The following is a 14,155-nucleotide window of genomic DNA, read 5'->3' as shown; positions in this document are numbered from 1 at the left end:
GAGATGCGAGACATCACCAAGGAGTTCCCGGGCGTCAAGGCACTGTCCGACGTGTCGATCACCGTCCGCGCGGGAGAGATCCACGCGATCTGCGGTGAGAACGGCGCGGGAAAGTCCACCCTCATGAAGGTCCTCTCGGGTGTGTACCCGTACGGCACCTACGACGGCGACATCCTGCTCTACGGGCAGGAGCAGCGCTTCAGGGACATCGCCGCGAGCGAGCAGGCCGGCATCGTGATCATCCACCAGGAGCTCGCGCTGATCCCGGAGCTGTCCGTCACCGAGAACATCTTCCTCGGCAACGAGATTCGCAGCTTCGGGCGCATCGACTGGCAGGCGCAGAAGCAGCGTGCGATCGAGCTGCTCGCCAGGGTCGGCCTCGACGAAGACCCCGACGCGCCGATCAAGACCCTCGGCGTCGGCAAGCAGCAGCTCATCGAGATCGCGAAGGCGCTCAACAAGGACGTCAAGCTGCTCATCCTCGACGAGCCCACCGCCGCACTCAACGAGAACGACTCGCAGCACCTGCTCGACCTGATCCTCGGCCTCAAGGCCAAGGGGATCGCGTCGATCATGATCAGCCACAAGCTCAACGAGATCGAGCAGATCGCCGACGAGATCACGATCATCCGCGACGGACGCACCGTCGAGACCCTCGACATCTCCCGCGGGGAGATCAACGAGGACCGCATCATCCGCGGCATGGTGGGCCGCTCGCTGGAGAGCCGCTACCCTGACCGCGAGCCCGAGATCGGCGAGGTGTTCTTCGAGGTCAAGGACTGGTGGGTGCAGCATCCGACGGTCTCCGAGCGCATGGTCGTGAAGGGCTCGAGCCTCAACGTCCGCCGCGGCGAGGTCGTCGGCATCGCCGGCCTCATGGGTGCAGGACGCACCGAGCTCGCGATGAGTATCTTCGGTCGCTCGTACGGCACGTTCCTCTCCGGCACGATCGTGAAGGACGGCAAGGAGATCGAGCTGCCCGACGTGGCGTCGGCCATCAAGCACGGTCTCGCGTACGTGAGCGAGGACCGCAAGGTGCTCGGGCTCAACCTGCTCGACACGATCAAGCGCTCGGTCGTCGCCGCGAAGCTCTCGAAGATCGCGAAGCGCGGGGTCGTCGACTCGCGGGCCGAGTTCGCGATCGCCGAGGACTACCGCAAGGCGCTGCGCATCAAGACCCCGTCGGTCGAGGAGGGCGTCGGCAAGCTGTCCGGCGGCAACCAGCAGAAGGTCGTGCTGGCGAAGTGGATGTTCACCGACCCCGACCTGCTGATCCTCGACGAGCCGACGCGAGGCATCGACGTCGGCGCGAAGTACGAGATCTACGCGATCATCAACCAGCTCGCCGCGCAGGGCAAGGGCGTCATCGTCATCTCCAGCGAGCTCCCGGAGCTGCTCGGCATCTCCGACCGCATCTACACCGTTTTCGAAGGTCGGGTCACCGACTGCATCCCGGCCGACCAGGCGACACCCGAGGCTCTCATGCGCAGCATGACCTCCACGAACCAGAAGGCATCCGCATGAGTACCGATCTCACTCCTACGAAGCGCCCGTTCCATTTCGGCGACATCACGAAGATGTTCGGCGGCGGACAGTCCACCCTCCGCCAGTTCGGCATCCTCGGCAGCCTGATCGTGATCCTGGTGTTCTTCCAGATCCTGACCTGGCTCGCGAAGGGGACGGGGCTCACCCTGTCGCCCGAGAACCTGATCAACGTCGTCAACCAGTACTCCTACATCCTGATCCTCGCGATCGGCATGGTGATGGTCATCATCATGGGGCACATCGATCTGTCCGTCGGCTCGGTCGCGGCCTTCACCGGCATCATCGTCGCGAAGGCGATGACCGAGTGGAGCCTGCCCTGGCCGCTCGCGATCGTGCTCGGCATCGGGGTCGGCGTGGTCGTCGGCGCCTGGCAGGGCTTCTGGGTCGCGTACGTCGGGGTCCCGGCGTTCATCGTGACGCTGGCCGGAATGCTGCTCTTCCGTGGCGCGAACCAGTTCATCGGCCAGTCCACGACGATCCCCGTGCCTCCTGGGTTCCGCGTGATCGGCGCCGGCTACCTGCCCGAAGTCGCTCTGCCCGTCCCGTTCAACGTGCCGACCATGATCCTCGCCATCCTCGGCGCCGGATGGATCGTGTTCTGGGAGATCCGCACCCGCCGCGTGCAGAAGAAGATGGGCTCTGACTCCGCGCCGCTGTGGGTGAGCGTCGTCAAGGTCGTCGTGCTCTCCGCCGTCATCCTCGTCGCGGGCTGGCTGTTCGCCACCGGGCGCCCCGGCACGAGCTTCCCGGTGTCGGGCATCATCCTGCTCGTGCTGGTCATCCTGTACTCGTTCGTCACGAACAGCACGGTGTTCGGCCGTCACATCTACGCCGTCGGCGGCAACCGGCAGGCGGCCCGTCTGTCGGGCGTCAAGGACCGCTGGGTCGACTTCTTCGTGATGATGAACATGTCCGTGCTCGCATCGCTCGCCGGAATGATCTACGTCGCCCGCGCTGCGGCATCCGGACCTCAGGACGGCAACGGCTGGGAGCTCGACGCGATCGCCTCGGTGTTCATCGGTGGCGCCGCGGTGTCGGGAGGCATCGGCACGGTGATCGGATCGATCATCGGTGGTCTGGTCATGGCGTTCCTGAACAACGGACTCGCTCTCATGGGCGCCGGCGCCGACCTCGTGTCGATGATCAAGGGTCTCGTGCTGCTGTTCGCCGTCGGTGTCGACGTGTGGAACAAGCGGCAGGGACGCCCCTCCGTGACGGGGTTCATCATGCGCAACTTCGGTCGCAGGAACGAACCCGGCAGCGCGACCTTCGACCCCACTCAGACCTATCAGGCCCCCGCCGTCGAGAAGACGAGCGGAAAGTAGGCGGATGCTGCACGCGCCGCCCGCGTGCAGCATCTGTCCCTCACCACAGAAAGAGATCACATGAAGAAGATCATCGTCACCGCGACAGCGCTTGTCGCAGCGGCAGCCTTCACTCTCACCGGGTGCTCCTCGGAGCGCGGGGGAGACACCGGCGGGGGCACCTCGACGGAGGCCAGCAAGGGCTTCGCTGCCGATGCCCTGATCGGCGTCGCCCTTCCCGACAAGACCAGTGAGAACTGGGTGCTGGCTGGAGACCTGTTCAAGAGCGGACTCGAGAAGGCCGGTTTCAAGGCCGACGTGCAGTACGCCCCGGCGAGCAACACGGTCGCCGAGCAGCAGAACCAGATCCAGGCTCTCGTGACCAGCGGCGCCAAGGTCATCATCATCGGCGCCAAGGACGGCAAGCAGCTCGCGACGCAGGTCGAGGATGCCCAGTCCAAGGGCGTCACGGTCATCGCCTACGACCGTCTGATCGAGAACACCAAGGCCGTCGACTACTACGTCGCGTTCGACAACTTCAAGGTCGGCGAGCTGCAGGGCCAGGCTCTGCTCGACGGTCTGAAGGAGCGTTCGGGTCACGACGCACCGTGGAACATCGAGCTGTTCTCGGGTTCGCCGGACGACGCCAACTCGAAGGTGTTCTTCGACGGTGCGATGAGCGTGCTGAAGCCGGAGATCGAGAAGGGCGACCTGAAGGTCGTCTCGGGTCAGACCGAGATCGCGCAGACGGCGACCGACGGCTGGAAGGCTGAGAACGCCCAGCGTCGCATGGACTCGCTGCTGACCTCGTCGTACGGCACCGAGACGCTCGACGGCGTCCTGTCGCCGAACGACACCCTGGCTCGCGCCATCATCACGTCCGTCCAGGGCGCGGGCAAGCCGGTTCCGGTCGTCACGGGTCAGGACTCCGAGGTCGAGTCGGTCAAGTCGATCATGGAGGGCATCCAGTACTCCACGATCAACAAGGACACCACGCTGCTCGTCGAGCAGTCCATCAAGATGGTCCAGCAGCTGCAGAAGGGCGAGAAGGTCGACGTCAACGACACCGAGTCGTACGACAACGGCGTGAAGGTCGTCCCGGCGTTCCTGCTGAAGCCGATCATCGTCACCAAGGCCAACGCCGCTGAGGCGTACGCGAACGTCCCGAGCCTGCTCGAGATCGTGAAGTCGTACCAGTAAGCAGCAGCGCTCCGATTCCTGGGGACGCGCGAGCCGTCCGGACCTTCTGGTCCGGACGGCTCGTCTTTTTGTCAGAGGCGATGGTCGGGTCAGCAGCCGACCGCGGCGGGGTTCTCGAGGCAGGTGCGTGCGACGAGGGCCGTGTGGGCCTCGAAGATGCGGATCTGCTGGCTGGGGCTGTCGATCCTGAGTTCGCCGATCACGGGGAACCAGCCGCCGCCGAGGTCGACCTGGGCGGAGTAACGGATGCTGAGGGCGGCCGTGTAGGTGCCGCGTGCGGAGTACACGTGGCTGGTCGGCGTCGGGGTGAACGGCGCCTGGCCGAGCTGTTCCCAGGTGCGGCCGGGGACGGTGACCGTGGCGGTGGATCCGTCGCCGTAGGAGTAGTCGTAGGCGGTGGGCGTGAAGCGAACGCTGATCGGGTTGCCGAACAGCGTCCCGGTCTGCGTGCGGACGGACGCGGCTCCGAGGAGGTTCGTCGGCATGCCCGCGATTCCGGCGTTGCCGGGCTCGACGGCGAAGTCCGCGGCCGGAGGGGCGAACTGCGCGAGGTCGGTCATCGTGACCGAGGGTGCGGGGGTCCCGTCGGGGTTGGCCCGTATCCGCGCGCGGATGCAGCGGCCATCCTCGTCCGTCGTGATGAGACACCCGTCGGCGTCGTAGGACGACGAGGGCGACGAAGGTGAGTTGTTTGGGTCTTGAACTCCTTGCGATTCAAGTGAGCCCGGTTGCTCCTTCGTCCCGGAGACCTCGAGCGTCGTTCCATTGCCGCTGGCATCAGTGCAGCCGAACGTAGATTGTTGAGCTGAAGTGCATGTCTTCGCTAGGCCCAGAGGCGCGGTCCCTGAGACCGATACCAAGACGAGCAAGACGGAAACAATCAGAAGGCGAGGCACTTGTCATCCTCGATCGACTCCGCTTTGCTCAGACGCAGGTCTTCGCCCTCGGTCGAGAAAGTGAGCTCAAGCGAGACCCGACCGGGACGATCTGCCGGTACGAGTGAGACGCCCTCTTTGTTGACGAAGGTTGTTGTGCTGACATCGTTGCACGTAGTTGCCACTACCTTTTCACCGTCGAATGATTGCGCGAGAAAGCGCATGATGACTATCTCGCCGCCGCGCACATAGCCTTCTGCGTGCATGGCTGACAAGTCTTCGCGCTCACTGGCCTCGTAACCGTCGGCGGTGAACTTGAACACGGACTCAAAAGTGGCTGGATCATCGAGCTCAATCGCGTTGAAGGCATCTATGTACGCCCGGTACACCTCCTCGGCTTTCGCAAACGCCTCCTCCTCGCTCGCGAAGGCCGCGGTAGGCGTCGGGGTCGGGGCCGGAGTGGGGGCGCATCCGGCGACTGCTCCCGCGATGAGTGCGAGGGCGCCGAGTCCGCTGAGGGAGTGGGCGGCTGTTCTCTGGAGAATCACTCGCACACGGTAACCGGAATCGGTCAGAAGATCGGAAACTCAGAAGGGCGCCCGGGCGCGTGCGAGCAGTTCCGTGCCTGTCGGGGGCGCACCGTCGGCCTCGGCGACGAACACCACCGTGTGCGGTACCGGGGGAGTGTCGGTGTAGGTGCGGCCTGCGGGACTCGTCCATTCGAGCACTCCGCCGGGGTGATGTTCGACATGCCACGGCGAGGCGTGTTTGAGCGTGTGGTGCCTGCGGCAGAAGCAGCAGAGGTTGCACTCGGCGGTCGCGCCACCCGTGGACGCCGGATCGTTGTGGTCGATGTCGCACTTCCTGGCGGTGATCCCGCAGGTCGGGAACCGGCACCGCTGATCGCGTGCCCTCAGATGCCGTCTGAGCTGCTCCGACGGGCGATACCGGTCGACCGCGAGCATCGCACCCGTGATCGGGTGGGTGAGCACTCGGTCCCACCCTGTCGCAGAGCCTGCGAGCGCACGAGCGGTGTCGGCGTCGATCGGCACGACACCGTCGAGCAGCGCGGGCGGCGTCGTCGAGGACGCGCCGCCGTCGGCGGAGGCCGCCTCCGCGGCATCCTCCGCCAGCAGGGTGAGCACGGGCACGGTGATCTCCACGCGCCCGCGGATCTCGCCGAGCAGGCCGTCTGCGCTGTCGTGGGCGACCGGGGTGCCGGAGAGCACGAGGTCGGCGAAGAGATCGGCGCGGATCTCGTCGACGGACCGGGTGTCGGGGCCGAAGGGGATGCCGTCGGCTGCGGCTTCGCGCGCCTCGCGGATGTTCTCGGTGCGGATCCGGTGGGCCATCTCGGACACGCGATCCTTCATCGCGTGCACCAGCACGGCCGGGGCGTGCACGTGGAGATCGGCCATGCCGTCTTCGCCATCCGTCGCCCAGACGCGCCTCCGCTCGCGGGCGGCCCGATGCCGGTCGTCGATCGTCTGCTCCTGAAACCTCTCGGCGATGCGCTTCGCGACTGCCCGCAGCCGATTCGGAGACTCGACCTCGGCGACGGCGAGCACCGCCTCGGCGTACTCCGCCCGCTGGTCGTCGTCGGTCAGCTGCGCGCCGGCGTCGACGATGACGTGCGCGTGCGCGGCCGTGATGCGCCCTGCGCCCTGTGCCTGCCACACGGCGGGGAAGCCGTCGACCAGCCACGACGCCTCGCCGATCTTCCGCTCGACCGTGCGGTCGCTGACCCGGAGCCGCTGCCCGATCTCGGCCGCCACTGCGCGGATCGTCATGTCGCCCCGATCGGGATGATCGCCCTGCTTCGCGATGTCGACGGCCATCCGACCCGCCAGCGCGAACAGCCCGTCGCGGGCCGCCATCATCGCGTTCACCGTCGCATCGGCGATCTCCAGCGACTCGACCAGATCGGCGAGCATCGCCATCTGGGAGTCGGTCGCGTCGATCAGTGCGGTCATGAGTCCAGTACACCAGGGGTCACCGACATTCGAACAAAGATCCTGGCGCCGACGACACCGCAGACGCAACGGAAGGACAGCGAGAATCCCGGTCGTTACAGTTGCCGTATGTCATCCCGCGTCCGTCCCTCCGACCGCGTGTGCTCGGCGTACGGGGTGGTCCCTACCGAGGCGGTGAACCTCCCCGGCGGACGTGGCCTTGCCTGGCGTGCAGGGCATATCGTGCTGAGGCCCTTCGAGGGTGGCGAGGAGAACGCCTGGAAGGCCGGGGTGCTGGCGCGCCTGCAGCATACGTCGGAGTTCCGCACCCCGCGCCCCGTGCGCACCCGCTCGGGCAGCTGGTCGGAAGAGGGGTGGGAGGCGTGGGAGTGGGTCCCCGGTACGGCCGATGAGTCCCGGGTCGACGATATCCTCCGTGCGGCCCGCAGCTTCCATTCCGCCATCTCGCACCTCGAGCGGCCGGGCTTCATCGACGATTCCGATGACCCCTGGTCGCGCGCCGACCGGGTCGCCTGGGGGGAGGAGGCGACCCCGGTCAACGCCTCCGTGAAGCGACTCGTAGGCGCCTTTCTGCCGGTGTCCGCGGCATCCCAGCTCGTCCACGGCGACCTGCTCGGCAATGTCCTGTTCGCCCAGGGGCAGCCGCCGACGATCATCGATTGGGCCCCGTACTGGCGCCCGGCGCGCTATGCGGACGCGATCGTGATCGCCGACGCCTGTTGGCACGAGCTGCCTCTCACTCGCATGCGGGCACTGGTCGACGGAATCCCCGAAGGTCGACAGCTGCTGCTGCGTGCGCTCACGTTCCGGATCGCGACGCTCACCCTCAGGGGAGCGTGGGATGCCGGCATGCGCGAGCGGCACGAGCCGATCCTCCGCGCGGCGCTCGACGAAGGATGACCGGATGCTCCTCCACGCCCTCGACACGGCCGACTCCGCCGACGCGGACGGTGCGGCGACGCCCCCGCTCCGCACCGCCCTCCTCCTGCACGGAGCGATGGGATCAGCCGAGAGCTGGTGGCGCGTCATCCCGCTCCTCGTCGACCGCGGCTACCGTGTGCTCGCCCTCGACCTCCCCGGCCACGGACGCTCTCCCCGTGACCCGCAGCTCACCGTCGACACGGCCGCAGCCGCCGTCGTCGCGACGATCAGGCGGCTCGCGCCCGAGGGGCCGCTCCACGCCCTCGGACACTCCTACGGGGCCACCGTGCTGGCAGCGGCCGCCGCGGCCCTCGACCCGAGCCTCACCGTCTACGTCGATGCCGCGCTGTCGATCGAGGGCGGTCATGACCGCGCTGAGCTCGTCGCCCGGTACGAGCGCGACCGCCTGGCACGCAAGGATGCCGATGCCCTGCGCCGGAGCCGCCCCTTCTACTCCGAAAGGGACGCCGAGGTCGAGGCTCGTGCCGCCGAGCGGTTCGACCCGGAGACCTTGGCATCCGTCTCCTGCGGCGCAGACGGCGAGTGGCCGCCGGTTCCGGGGTCGATCGTCGTCAGGGCCGAGCCGAGCTCGTGGGTGAGCGACGCCGACGTGCGGACGCTCACGGAGCGCGGAGTCGACGTCCGCAGCATCCCCGGCGCCGCGCACACCGTCTGGTACAGCCACTTCGAGGAGTTCACTGCGTCCCTCCCCGAGCTGTTCGGACCGCGCCCTACGGTCAGTCGATCGCCGTCGATCTGAGAAGCTCCTCCGTCGCCTCCCACAGGCGCAGCTCCCTCGCCCGGTCGACGGCGAACGGACGGACCGGTCGCTCCTCGGACTTCACGATGAATGCCCCGTCGCGGAGATCCGACCAGCGGGGGTCGATCGCCATCGAAGCGAGCAAGGGGCCCGAGGTCTCGGGGGAGGAGACGCCAGGGATGCGTGCAACGGCGCTCATGAGGCGCTTCACGCTCTGCGGCATCTCTCTCGTCAGGCCGGTCGACGGCATCCAACCCGGCTCGAAGACCGCCACGTTCACCCCTGCGGGCGCTCGCCGCTGCAGTTCGTGCGCGTAATAGAGGATCGCGAGCTTCGAGGTGGAGTACGCGACACCCGCGCTGCGCACATCGGACGGCGCCGCGGCGGCGTCGGCCAGGTCGAGCGGATCCCGCCACTCGGCGGGCGCGACGCCCAGCATCCGACGCCAGATGTTCTCGTAGTACGTGTTCGACCCGATGAGGATGATCCGGGCGGGTGGGGAGAACACGTCGACCAGGTCCGTGATGAGCTGTGCGTGAGCGAGATGATTCACCGCGAAGGTCCGCTCGAACCCGTCTGCGCTCAGCGCCTGCGTCGTGCTGCCGGTGACACCGGCGTTGGCGATCAGGGCGCGGAGCGGCCTCACCGTGCCGTTCTCCACCAGGCGTCGCGCGCTCGCCGCAGCCGCGCGGACCTGGGCGAGGCTCCCCAGATCGGCCCCGATCGACTCTGCCGTCGCGCCTTCTGCGCGCGCCTCCGCGAGCACGGAGTCGAGAGCGGGGCCCTGGCGGCCGAGGAGGAGGAGATCCGGCCGGTCGGCGCGTGGACGTCGTGCCATGGCCAAGACCGCCTCTCGTCCGAGGCTGCCCGTGGGGCCGGTGATGAGCACGGTGCCGGAGGAGTTCGTCGTCATGCTCTCAAGACTCGCTCGGGTCGGGCGGGGCAGGGAGCTGTCGGCTCATCATAGGACCATCAGGGCCAGGACAGGGTGAGTGCACCGGGTGCAGACTGGGGGAGTGGAGAGCTGGGATTTCGGGCAGGCTGTGCGCCGCTGGCGGGATCGTGTCGCACCTGAGGCGGTGGGTCTCCCTCTCGGAGGACGTCGGCGCGCATCAGGGTTGCGGCGCGAAGAGCTCGCCGCGCTCGCAGGCATCTCTGTCGACTATCTGACGAGACTCGAGCAAGGACGCGCGACCGCCCCGTCGGCGCAGGTCATCGAAGCCCTCGCCCGAGGCCTCAGGCTCGCCCAGACTGAACGTGAACTGCTGTTCCGCCTCGCCGACCAGGTTCCTCCGGGTGGTGCGACGATCTCTCAACGGATCTCTCCCAGCGTGCAGCGCCTGCTGGATCGGCTGTCGGGAAATCCCATCGTGGTCTACGACGCGATGTGGACGATCGTCGTCACCAACCCGGCGTATGACGCGATCTCCGGAGCATCGTCCTGGAGAGGCATCGAGCGCAACGCCGTGTGGCGCAACGTCGTCGGGCCCGGCCCGCTCGCCGCCCTCTCCGATGAGGAGCGAGAGCTCCAAGCCGAGGGGATCGTCGCCGATCTTCGGCTCACAGCGGCGAGGTACCCCGGCGATCCGCGGGTCGCGCGACTCGTCGGAGAGCTGAGGAGGCAGAGTCCGCGCTTCGTCGATCTGTGGGAATCGGTCGAGCTCCGAGAGACCGTCGAGCGGGCGCACCGCAAGACGGTCGTGCATCCCGAGATCGGTGCGATCGACCTCGACTGCGACACTTTCGTGGTCGCGGCTGAGGACCTGCGCATCATGATCTACTCCGCCGAGCCCGGAAGCGAGGACTCCGAGCGGCTGGCGCTCGCGCTCGCGGTCGGCACGCAGCAGTTCTCCGACGGACCCCGCTGAGACGCATCGCCGAGGCGTCCGCCGACACCCCGGCCGTCGGGTGAGGCGCGCGCGACTACCCTTGAAGTGACATGGCACATCTTCTCGGGGCAGAAGCCCTCCAGCTCGAATACCCGACCAGGGTCGTCTTCGACTCCGTGACCCTCGGAATCGAGGAGGGCGACCGCATCGGCATCGTCGGCCGCAACGGCGACGGCAAGTCCAGCCTCCTCGGGATGCTGGCAGGCATCAAGGAACCCAACTCCGGCCGCGTGACGGTCCGCGGCGGCACCACGATCGGCGTGCTCGACCAGGCCGACACCCTCGGCGACGGGCTCACGATCAGCCAGGCCGTCGTCGGCGACACCCCCGAGCACGAATGGGCCGGCGACGCGAAGGTCCGCGACGTCATCGACGGGCTGCTGCGGGATCTGCCGTGGGATGCCGAGATCAGCTCGCTCTCGGGCGGCCAGCGCCGACGGGTCTCGCTCGCGAAGCTGCTCACCGGCGACTGGGACGTCATCGCGCTCGACGAGCCCACCAACCACCTCGACGTCGAGGCGATCACCTGGCTCGCCGGGCACCTGAAGAAGCGGTGGAGCCCGAACTCCGGGGCCCTCATGGTCGTCACCCACGATCGCTGGTTCCTCGATGAGGTCTGCACCGAGACCTGGGAGGTGCACGACCGGATCGTTGAGCCCTTCGAGGGCGGCTACGCGGCGTACATCCTGCAGCGCGTCGAGCGCGACCGGATGGCCGCGGCCACCGAGGCGAAGCGGCAGAACCTCGCGCGCAAGGAGCTCGCCTGGCTGCGCCGCGGCGCCCCGGCGCGCACGGCCAAGCCGAAGTTCCGCATCGACGCCGCCAACGAGCTCATCGCCGACGTCCCCGAGATCCGCGACAAGATCTCCCTGCAGTCGCTCGCCGTCTCCCGCCTCGGCAAAGACGTCGTCGACCTTCTCGACGTGGGGGTGTCCTACGGCGACAAGGAGGTGCTGCGCGATGTGGAGTGGCGCATCGCGCCGGGGGAGCGCACCGGCATCCTCGGCGTGAACGGCGCGGGCAAGTCGACGCTGCTCGGCCTGATCTCCGGCACCGTCGAACCCACGGTCGGACGCGTCAAGCGCGGCACGACCGTCAAGGTGCAGACGCTGACCCAGCGCCTCGACGAGCTCGACCAGCACTGGAACGACCCGGTGCGCGTGGTCATCTCGGGTCTGCGCACCTCGTACACGATGGGCAACGGCTCGAAGGCGCAGGACCTCACTCCCGGGCAGCTGCTGGAGCGCCTCGGATTCTCGTCCGCCCAGCTCTCGACTCCGGTGAAGGACCTCTCCGGAGGTCAGCAGCGCCGTCTGCAGCTGCTGCTCGTGCTGCTCGACCAGCCCAACGTGCTGATCCTCGACGAGCCCACGAACGACCTCGACACCGACATGCTCGCCGCGATCGAGGACCTCCTCGACTCGTGGTCGGGCACGCTGCTCGTCGTCAGCCACGACCGGTACTTCCTCGAGCGCGTGACCGATCAGCAGTTCGCGATCCTCGGCGGCAGACTCCGGCACCTCCCCGGCGGCGTCGACGAGTACCTGCGCCTGCGTCAGCTGCAGGATGCCGAGCCCTCCAAGGCGTCCACCGGGACTGCGAAGGCGGCTCCGAAGGGGCTGGACGGAGCGGCGCTGCGCACCGCGCAGAAGGAGGTCTCCGCCCTGGAGCGGCGCATCCAGAAGCTCACGGAGCAGGTGGATGCCGCCAAGCACTCCCTCGCCGACCACGACCAGTCCGACTACGCCGGACTCGGCGAGAAGATGAAGGCGATCGGGGATCGGGAGGCGGAGATCGAGGAACTCGAGCTGCGCTGGTTCGAGCTCACGGAGGAGATCGGCTGACCTGAACCCCCGAACGGGGAATATCCTTCTCTCACCGCTGTTGGGAGGTAGAGATGGAAGGTCTAGAAGTCACCGTCCTGCTCGGACTCACGATCCTCGCAGGAACCCTGCTCGCTCCGCGTATCCGCGTCGCACTGCCCCTTGTCCTCGTCGTCTTCGGGCTGCTGCTGGGCTTCGTGCCGCAGCTGCGTGAGGTGCAGCTGCCGCCGGAGACGGTGCTGCTGCTGTTCCTGCCCGTGATGCTGTTCTGGGAGAGCCTGACGACGTCGCTCCGGTCGATCCGGCGCGACTTCCGCTACATCCTGCCGATGAGCACGCTGCTCGTCGTGGCCTCGGCCTTCGCCGTCGCCGGAGTGGGCGTGCTGTTCGGGATGCCGTGGGAGATCGCGCTCATCCTCGGCGCCGCCGTCGCCCCTCCTGACGCCACCGCCGTCGCGGCCCTCGGGCGACTGCTGCCGCGGCGCATGTTCATGAAGCTGAAGGCGGAGAGCCTGACGAACGACGGCACGGCCCTCGTGCTGTACGCCATCGCGATCTCGCTGGCGGTCGGCGGCGACGTCACGCCGCTGAGCATCACCTGGACCGTCCTGGTCTCGTACGTCGGCGGCGTGCTCGCCGGCGCGGTGATCGCGGCCCTCGCGTACCTGCTGCTGCGCCGGTCGACGAGCACGGCGGTCATCAACGTGACCCTGCTGCTCGTGCCGTTCACGGCGTTCCTGCTGGCGGAGATCATGCACGCCTCGGGTGTGCTCGCGGTCGTCGTGGCTGGACTCGTCATCGCGTACGTGTCTCCGCGCATCACCACGGCATCCTCCCGCCGTCAGTCCGAGGCCGCCTTCCCGTTCGGCGTCTACCTGCTCAACGGCGCGCTCTTCGTGCTGATCGGGCTGGAGGTGCAGTACGTCGTGCACGAGATCTCCGCCGCAGCCGTGGGGCGCCTCGTGCTGATCACCCTCGGAGTGTGGATCGCTCTGCTGGCGGTGCGCTATCTGTTCCAGCTGCTGAGCGCCGTGGTGCGTCGCCCGACCGACGCGCGACCACCACGCGGTCTCGCCGCACGCGTCCGCCTCCTCTCCACGTTCGCCGGCATGCGCGGAGCGGTGTCCCTCGCGATCGCGCTCTCCATCCCCGTCGAGATCGGTGGCGAAGGACGCGACGAGGTCGTGGTCGTCACGGCCGGCGTCATCCTGCTCAGCCTGCTCGTGCAGGGTCCGCTCCTGCCGGCCGTCGTGCGCTGGGCCAAGCTCCCCGTCGACACGGCGGAGGTCGAGGAGTATGAGCTCGCAGAGCGCACCATCTCGGGTGCGGCGCTCGCGGCTCTCGACGACCTCGCGACCGAGCACGGCGTCGGCCAGGAGATCCTCGACCGCGTGCGCAGCGAGGGCTACCTGATGCTCGAGTACGCGAACGCGCGCGCTCTCGCCAGGGAGCAGGCGGCGGTGGATGCCGAGGCCAGCGCCCTCGACGCCATGCTCGACGAGCCGGACCCCTACGGCGGCGGCGCGGGCCTGGAGCTCGTGGAGCAGCGGGAGGATGCCGTCGACGGCTCGAGTCTGCAGATCATCGCGACCTCGACCGCGGTCGACGTCGCGCAGCGGTCCCCGCTCATCCGCCACGAGGAGCACACGCGCCTCAAGCTCGCGCTGCTCGACCGCAAGCGCGAGGTGCTGCTGGGGCTTCGCCGTTCCGGCACGGTCGACGACGTGGTGGTGCGCCGCATCTCCGCGCGTCTCGACCTCGAGCAGGTGCGCCTGCAGGGGATCGAGGAGTTCGACTGACCCGGCTGTGACGCCGTGTGACACCCGATTCCTCGGGGCGGGGAGGCCCTGCCTACCGTTGAAGAG

12 protein-coding genes are annotated in these 14,155 nt (G+C 68.0%); 8 read left to right on the top strand and 4 right to left on the bottom strand.

The window, feature by feature from the left end; translation table 11 throughout:
* Window positions 1-3 precede the first annotated feature (3 nt).
* From mmsA to ACFVRO_RS18135, 3 genes are read left to right on the top strand one after another with little or no spacing between them, the layout of a single operon-like run.
* Window positions 4-1,524 (top strand): multiple monosaccharide ABC transporter ATP-binding protein, encoded by a 1,521-nt coding sequence (gene mmsA / locus ACFVRO_RS18145; RefSeq protein WP_386955217.1) that lies wholly within the window; start codon window positions 4-6, stop codon window positions 1,522-1,524.
* Window positions 1,521-2,870 (top strand): multiple monosaccharide ABC transporter permease, encoded by a 1,350-nt coding sequence (gene mmsB, locus ACFVRO_RS18140; RefSeq protein ID WP_386954946.1) that lies wholly within the window; start codon window positions 1,521-1,523, stop codon window positions 2,868-2,870. The genes mmsA and mmsB overlap by 4 nt, the downstream gene beginning before the upstream one ends.
* A gap of 60 nt (window positions 2,871-2,930) precedes the next feature.
* Complete coding sequence (locus ACFVRO_RS18135) at window positions 2,931-4,049, top strand: substrate-binding domain-containing protein (protein ID WP_386954944.1); 1,119 nt, start codon at window positions 2,931-2,933, stop codon at window positions 4,047-4,049.
* A gap of 89 nt (window positions 4,050-4,138) precedes the next feature.
* Here the strand turns inward: ACFVRO_RS18135 and ACFVRO_RS18130 are convergent, their stop codons facing one another.
* The 3 genes from ACFVRO_RS18130 to ACFVRO_RS18120 form a co-directional block, all read right to left on the bottom strand.
* Window positions 4,139-4,609, bottom strand: a complete 471-nt coding sequence (locus ACFVRO_RS18130) for a hypothetical protein (protein WP_386954941.1) — start codon at window positions 4,607-4,609, stop codon at window positions 4,139-4,141.
* Between the two features lie 320 nt (window positions 4,610-4,929).
* Window positions 4,930-5,472, bottom strand: coding sequence for a hypothetical protein (locus ACFVRO_RS18125; protein ID WP_386954939.1), 543 nt, complete (start codon window positions 5,470-5,472; stop codon window positions 4,930-4,932).
* A gap of 39 nt (window positions 5,473-5,511) precedes the next feature.
* On the bottom strand, window positions 5,512-6,897 hold the full coding sequence (locus tag ACFVRO_RS18120; protein ID WP_386954936.1) for a DUF222 domain-containing protein: 1,386 nt from the start codon (window positions 6,895-6,897) through the stop codon (window positions 5,512-5,514).
* Between the two features lie 108 nt (window positions 6,898-7,005).
* On the opposite strand from ACFVRO_RS18120, the gene ACFVRO_RS18115 reads away from it, so the two are divergent.
* Together ACFVRO_RS18115 and ACFVRO_RS18110 are read left to right on the top strand one after the other, a co-directional pair.
* Window positions 7,006-7,797 (top strand): phosphotransferase, encoded by a 792-nt coding sequence (locus tag ACFVRO_RS18115; RefSeq protein ID WP_386954933.1) that lies wholly within the window; start codon window positions 7,006-7,008, stop codon window positions 7,795-7,797.
* A 4-nt stretch (window positions 7,798-7,801) separates the two neighbouring features.
* Window positions 7,802-8,578 carry an alpha/beta fold hydrolase gene (locus ACFVRO_RS18110; RefSeq protein WP_386954930.1) on the top strand — a complete coding sequence of 259 codons (777 nt, stop codon included), beginning with the start codon at window positions 7,802-7,804 and terminating at the stop codon, window positions 8,576-8,578.
* On the opposite strand, the gene ACFVRO_RS18105 is transcribed toward ACFVRO_RS18110, so the two are convergent.
* Window positions 8,556-9,491 carry an SDR family NAD(P)-dependent oxidoreductase gene (locus ACFVRO_RS18105; protein ID WP_386954928.1) on the bottom strand — a complete coding sequence of 312 codons (936 nt, stop codon included), beginning with the start codon at window positions 9,489-9,491 and terminating at the stop codon, window positions 8,556-8,558. The genes ACFVRO_RS18110 and ACFVRO_RS18105 overlap by 23 nt on opposite strands.
* A gap of 103 nt (window positions 9,492-9,594) precedes the next feature.
* On the opposite strand from ACFVRO_RS18105, the gene ACFVRO_RS18100 reads away from it, so the two are divergent.
* From ACFVRO_RS18100 to ACFVRO_RS18090, 3 genes are all read left to right on the top strand, one after another.
* The gene (locus tag ACFVRO_RS18100) at window positions 9,595-10,446 is read left to right on the top strand and encodes a helix-turn-helix transcriptional regulator (protein WP_386954925.1); all 852 of its coding nucleotides are present in this window, start codon (window positions 9,595-9,597) and stop codon (window positions 10,444-10,446) included.
* 71 nt (window positions 10,447-10,517) lie between these two features.
* Complete coding sequence (locus tag ACFVRO_RS18095; RefSeq protein ID WP_386954922.1) at window positions 10,518-12,311, top strand: ABC-F family ATP-binding cassette domain-containing protein; 1,794 nt, start codon at window positions 10,518-10,520, stop codon at window positions 12,309-12,311.
* 53 nt (window positions 12,312-12,364) lie between these two features.
* Window positions 12,365-14,089, top strand: a complete 1,725-nt coding sequence (locus ACFVRO_RS18090; protein WP_386954919.1) for a Na+/H+ antiporter — start codon at window positions 12,365-12,367, stop codon at window positions 14,087-14,089.
* Window positions 14,090-14,155 lie beyond the last annotated feature (66 nt).

Source organism: Microbacterium sp. NPDC057944, from assembly GCF_042887445.1.
In the GTDB taxonomy this organism is placed as follows: domain Bacteria; phylum Actinomycetota; class Actinomycetes; order Actinomycetales; family Microbacteriaceae; genus Microbacterium; species Microbacterium natoriense.
The sequence above is the reverse complement of the archived record's forward strand: the minus strand, read 5'-3'. Positions and strand labels throughout refer to the sequence as shown.

Bases quoted from the DNA above. Each gene is read 5' to 3' on its own strand.
- mmsA (WP_386955217.1), top strand. From the start codon at position 4: ATGCGAGACATCACCAAGGAGTTCCCGGGCGTCAAGGCACTGTCCGAC.
- mmsB (WP_386954946.1), top strand. From the start codon at position 1,521: ATGAGTACCGATCTCACTCCTACGAAGCGCCCGTTCCATTTCGGCGAC.
- ACFVRO_RS18135 (WP_386954944.1), top strand. From the start codon at position 2,931: ATGAAGAAGATCATCGTCACCGCGACAGCGCTTGTCGCAGCGGCAGCC.
- ACFVRO_RS18130 (WP_386954941.1), bottom strand. From the start codon at position 4,609: ATGACCGACCTCGCGCAGTTCGCCCCTCCGGCCGCGGACTTCGCCGTC.
- ACFVRO_RS18120 (WP_386954936.1), bottom strand. From the start codon at position 6,897: ATGACCGCACTGATCGACGCGACCGACTCCCAGATGGCGATGCTCGCC.
- ACFVRO_RS18115 (WP_386954933.1), top strand. From the start codon at position 7,006: ATGTCATCCCGCGTCCGTCCCTCCGACCGCGTGTGCTCGGCGTACGGG.
- ACFVRO_RS18110 (WP_386954930.1), top strand. From the start codon at position 7,802: ATGCTCCTCCACGCCCTCGACACGGCCGACTCCGCCGACGCGGACGGT.
- ACFVRO_RS18105 (WP_386954928.1), bottom strand. From the start codon at position 9,491: ATGACGACGAACTCCTCCGGCACCGTGCTCATCACCGGCCCCACGGGC.
- ACFVRO_RS18095 (WP_386954922.1), top strand. From the start codon at position 10,518: ATGGCACATCTTCTCGGGGCAGAAGCCCTCCAGCTCGAATACCCGACC.
- ACFVRO_RS18090 (WP_386954919.1), top strand. From the start codon at position 12,365: ATGGAAGGTCTAGAAGTCACCGTCCTGCTCGGACTCACGATCCTCGCA.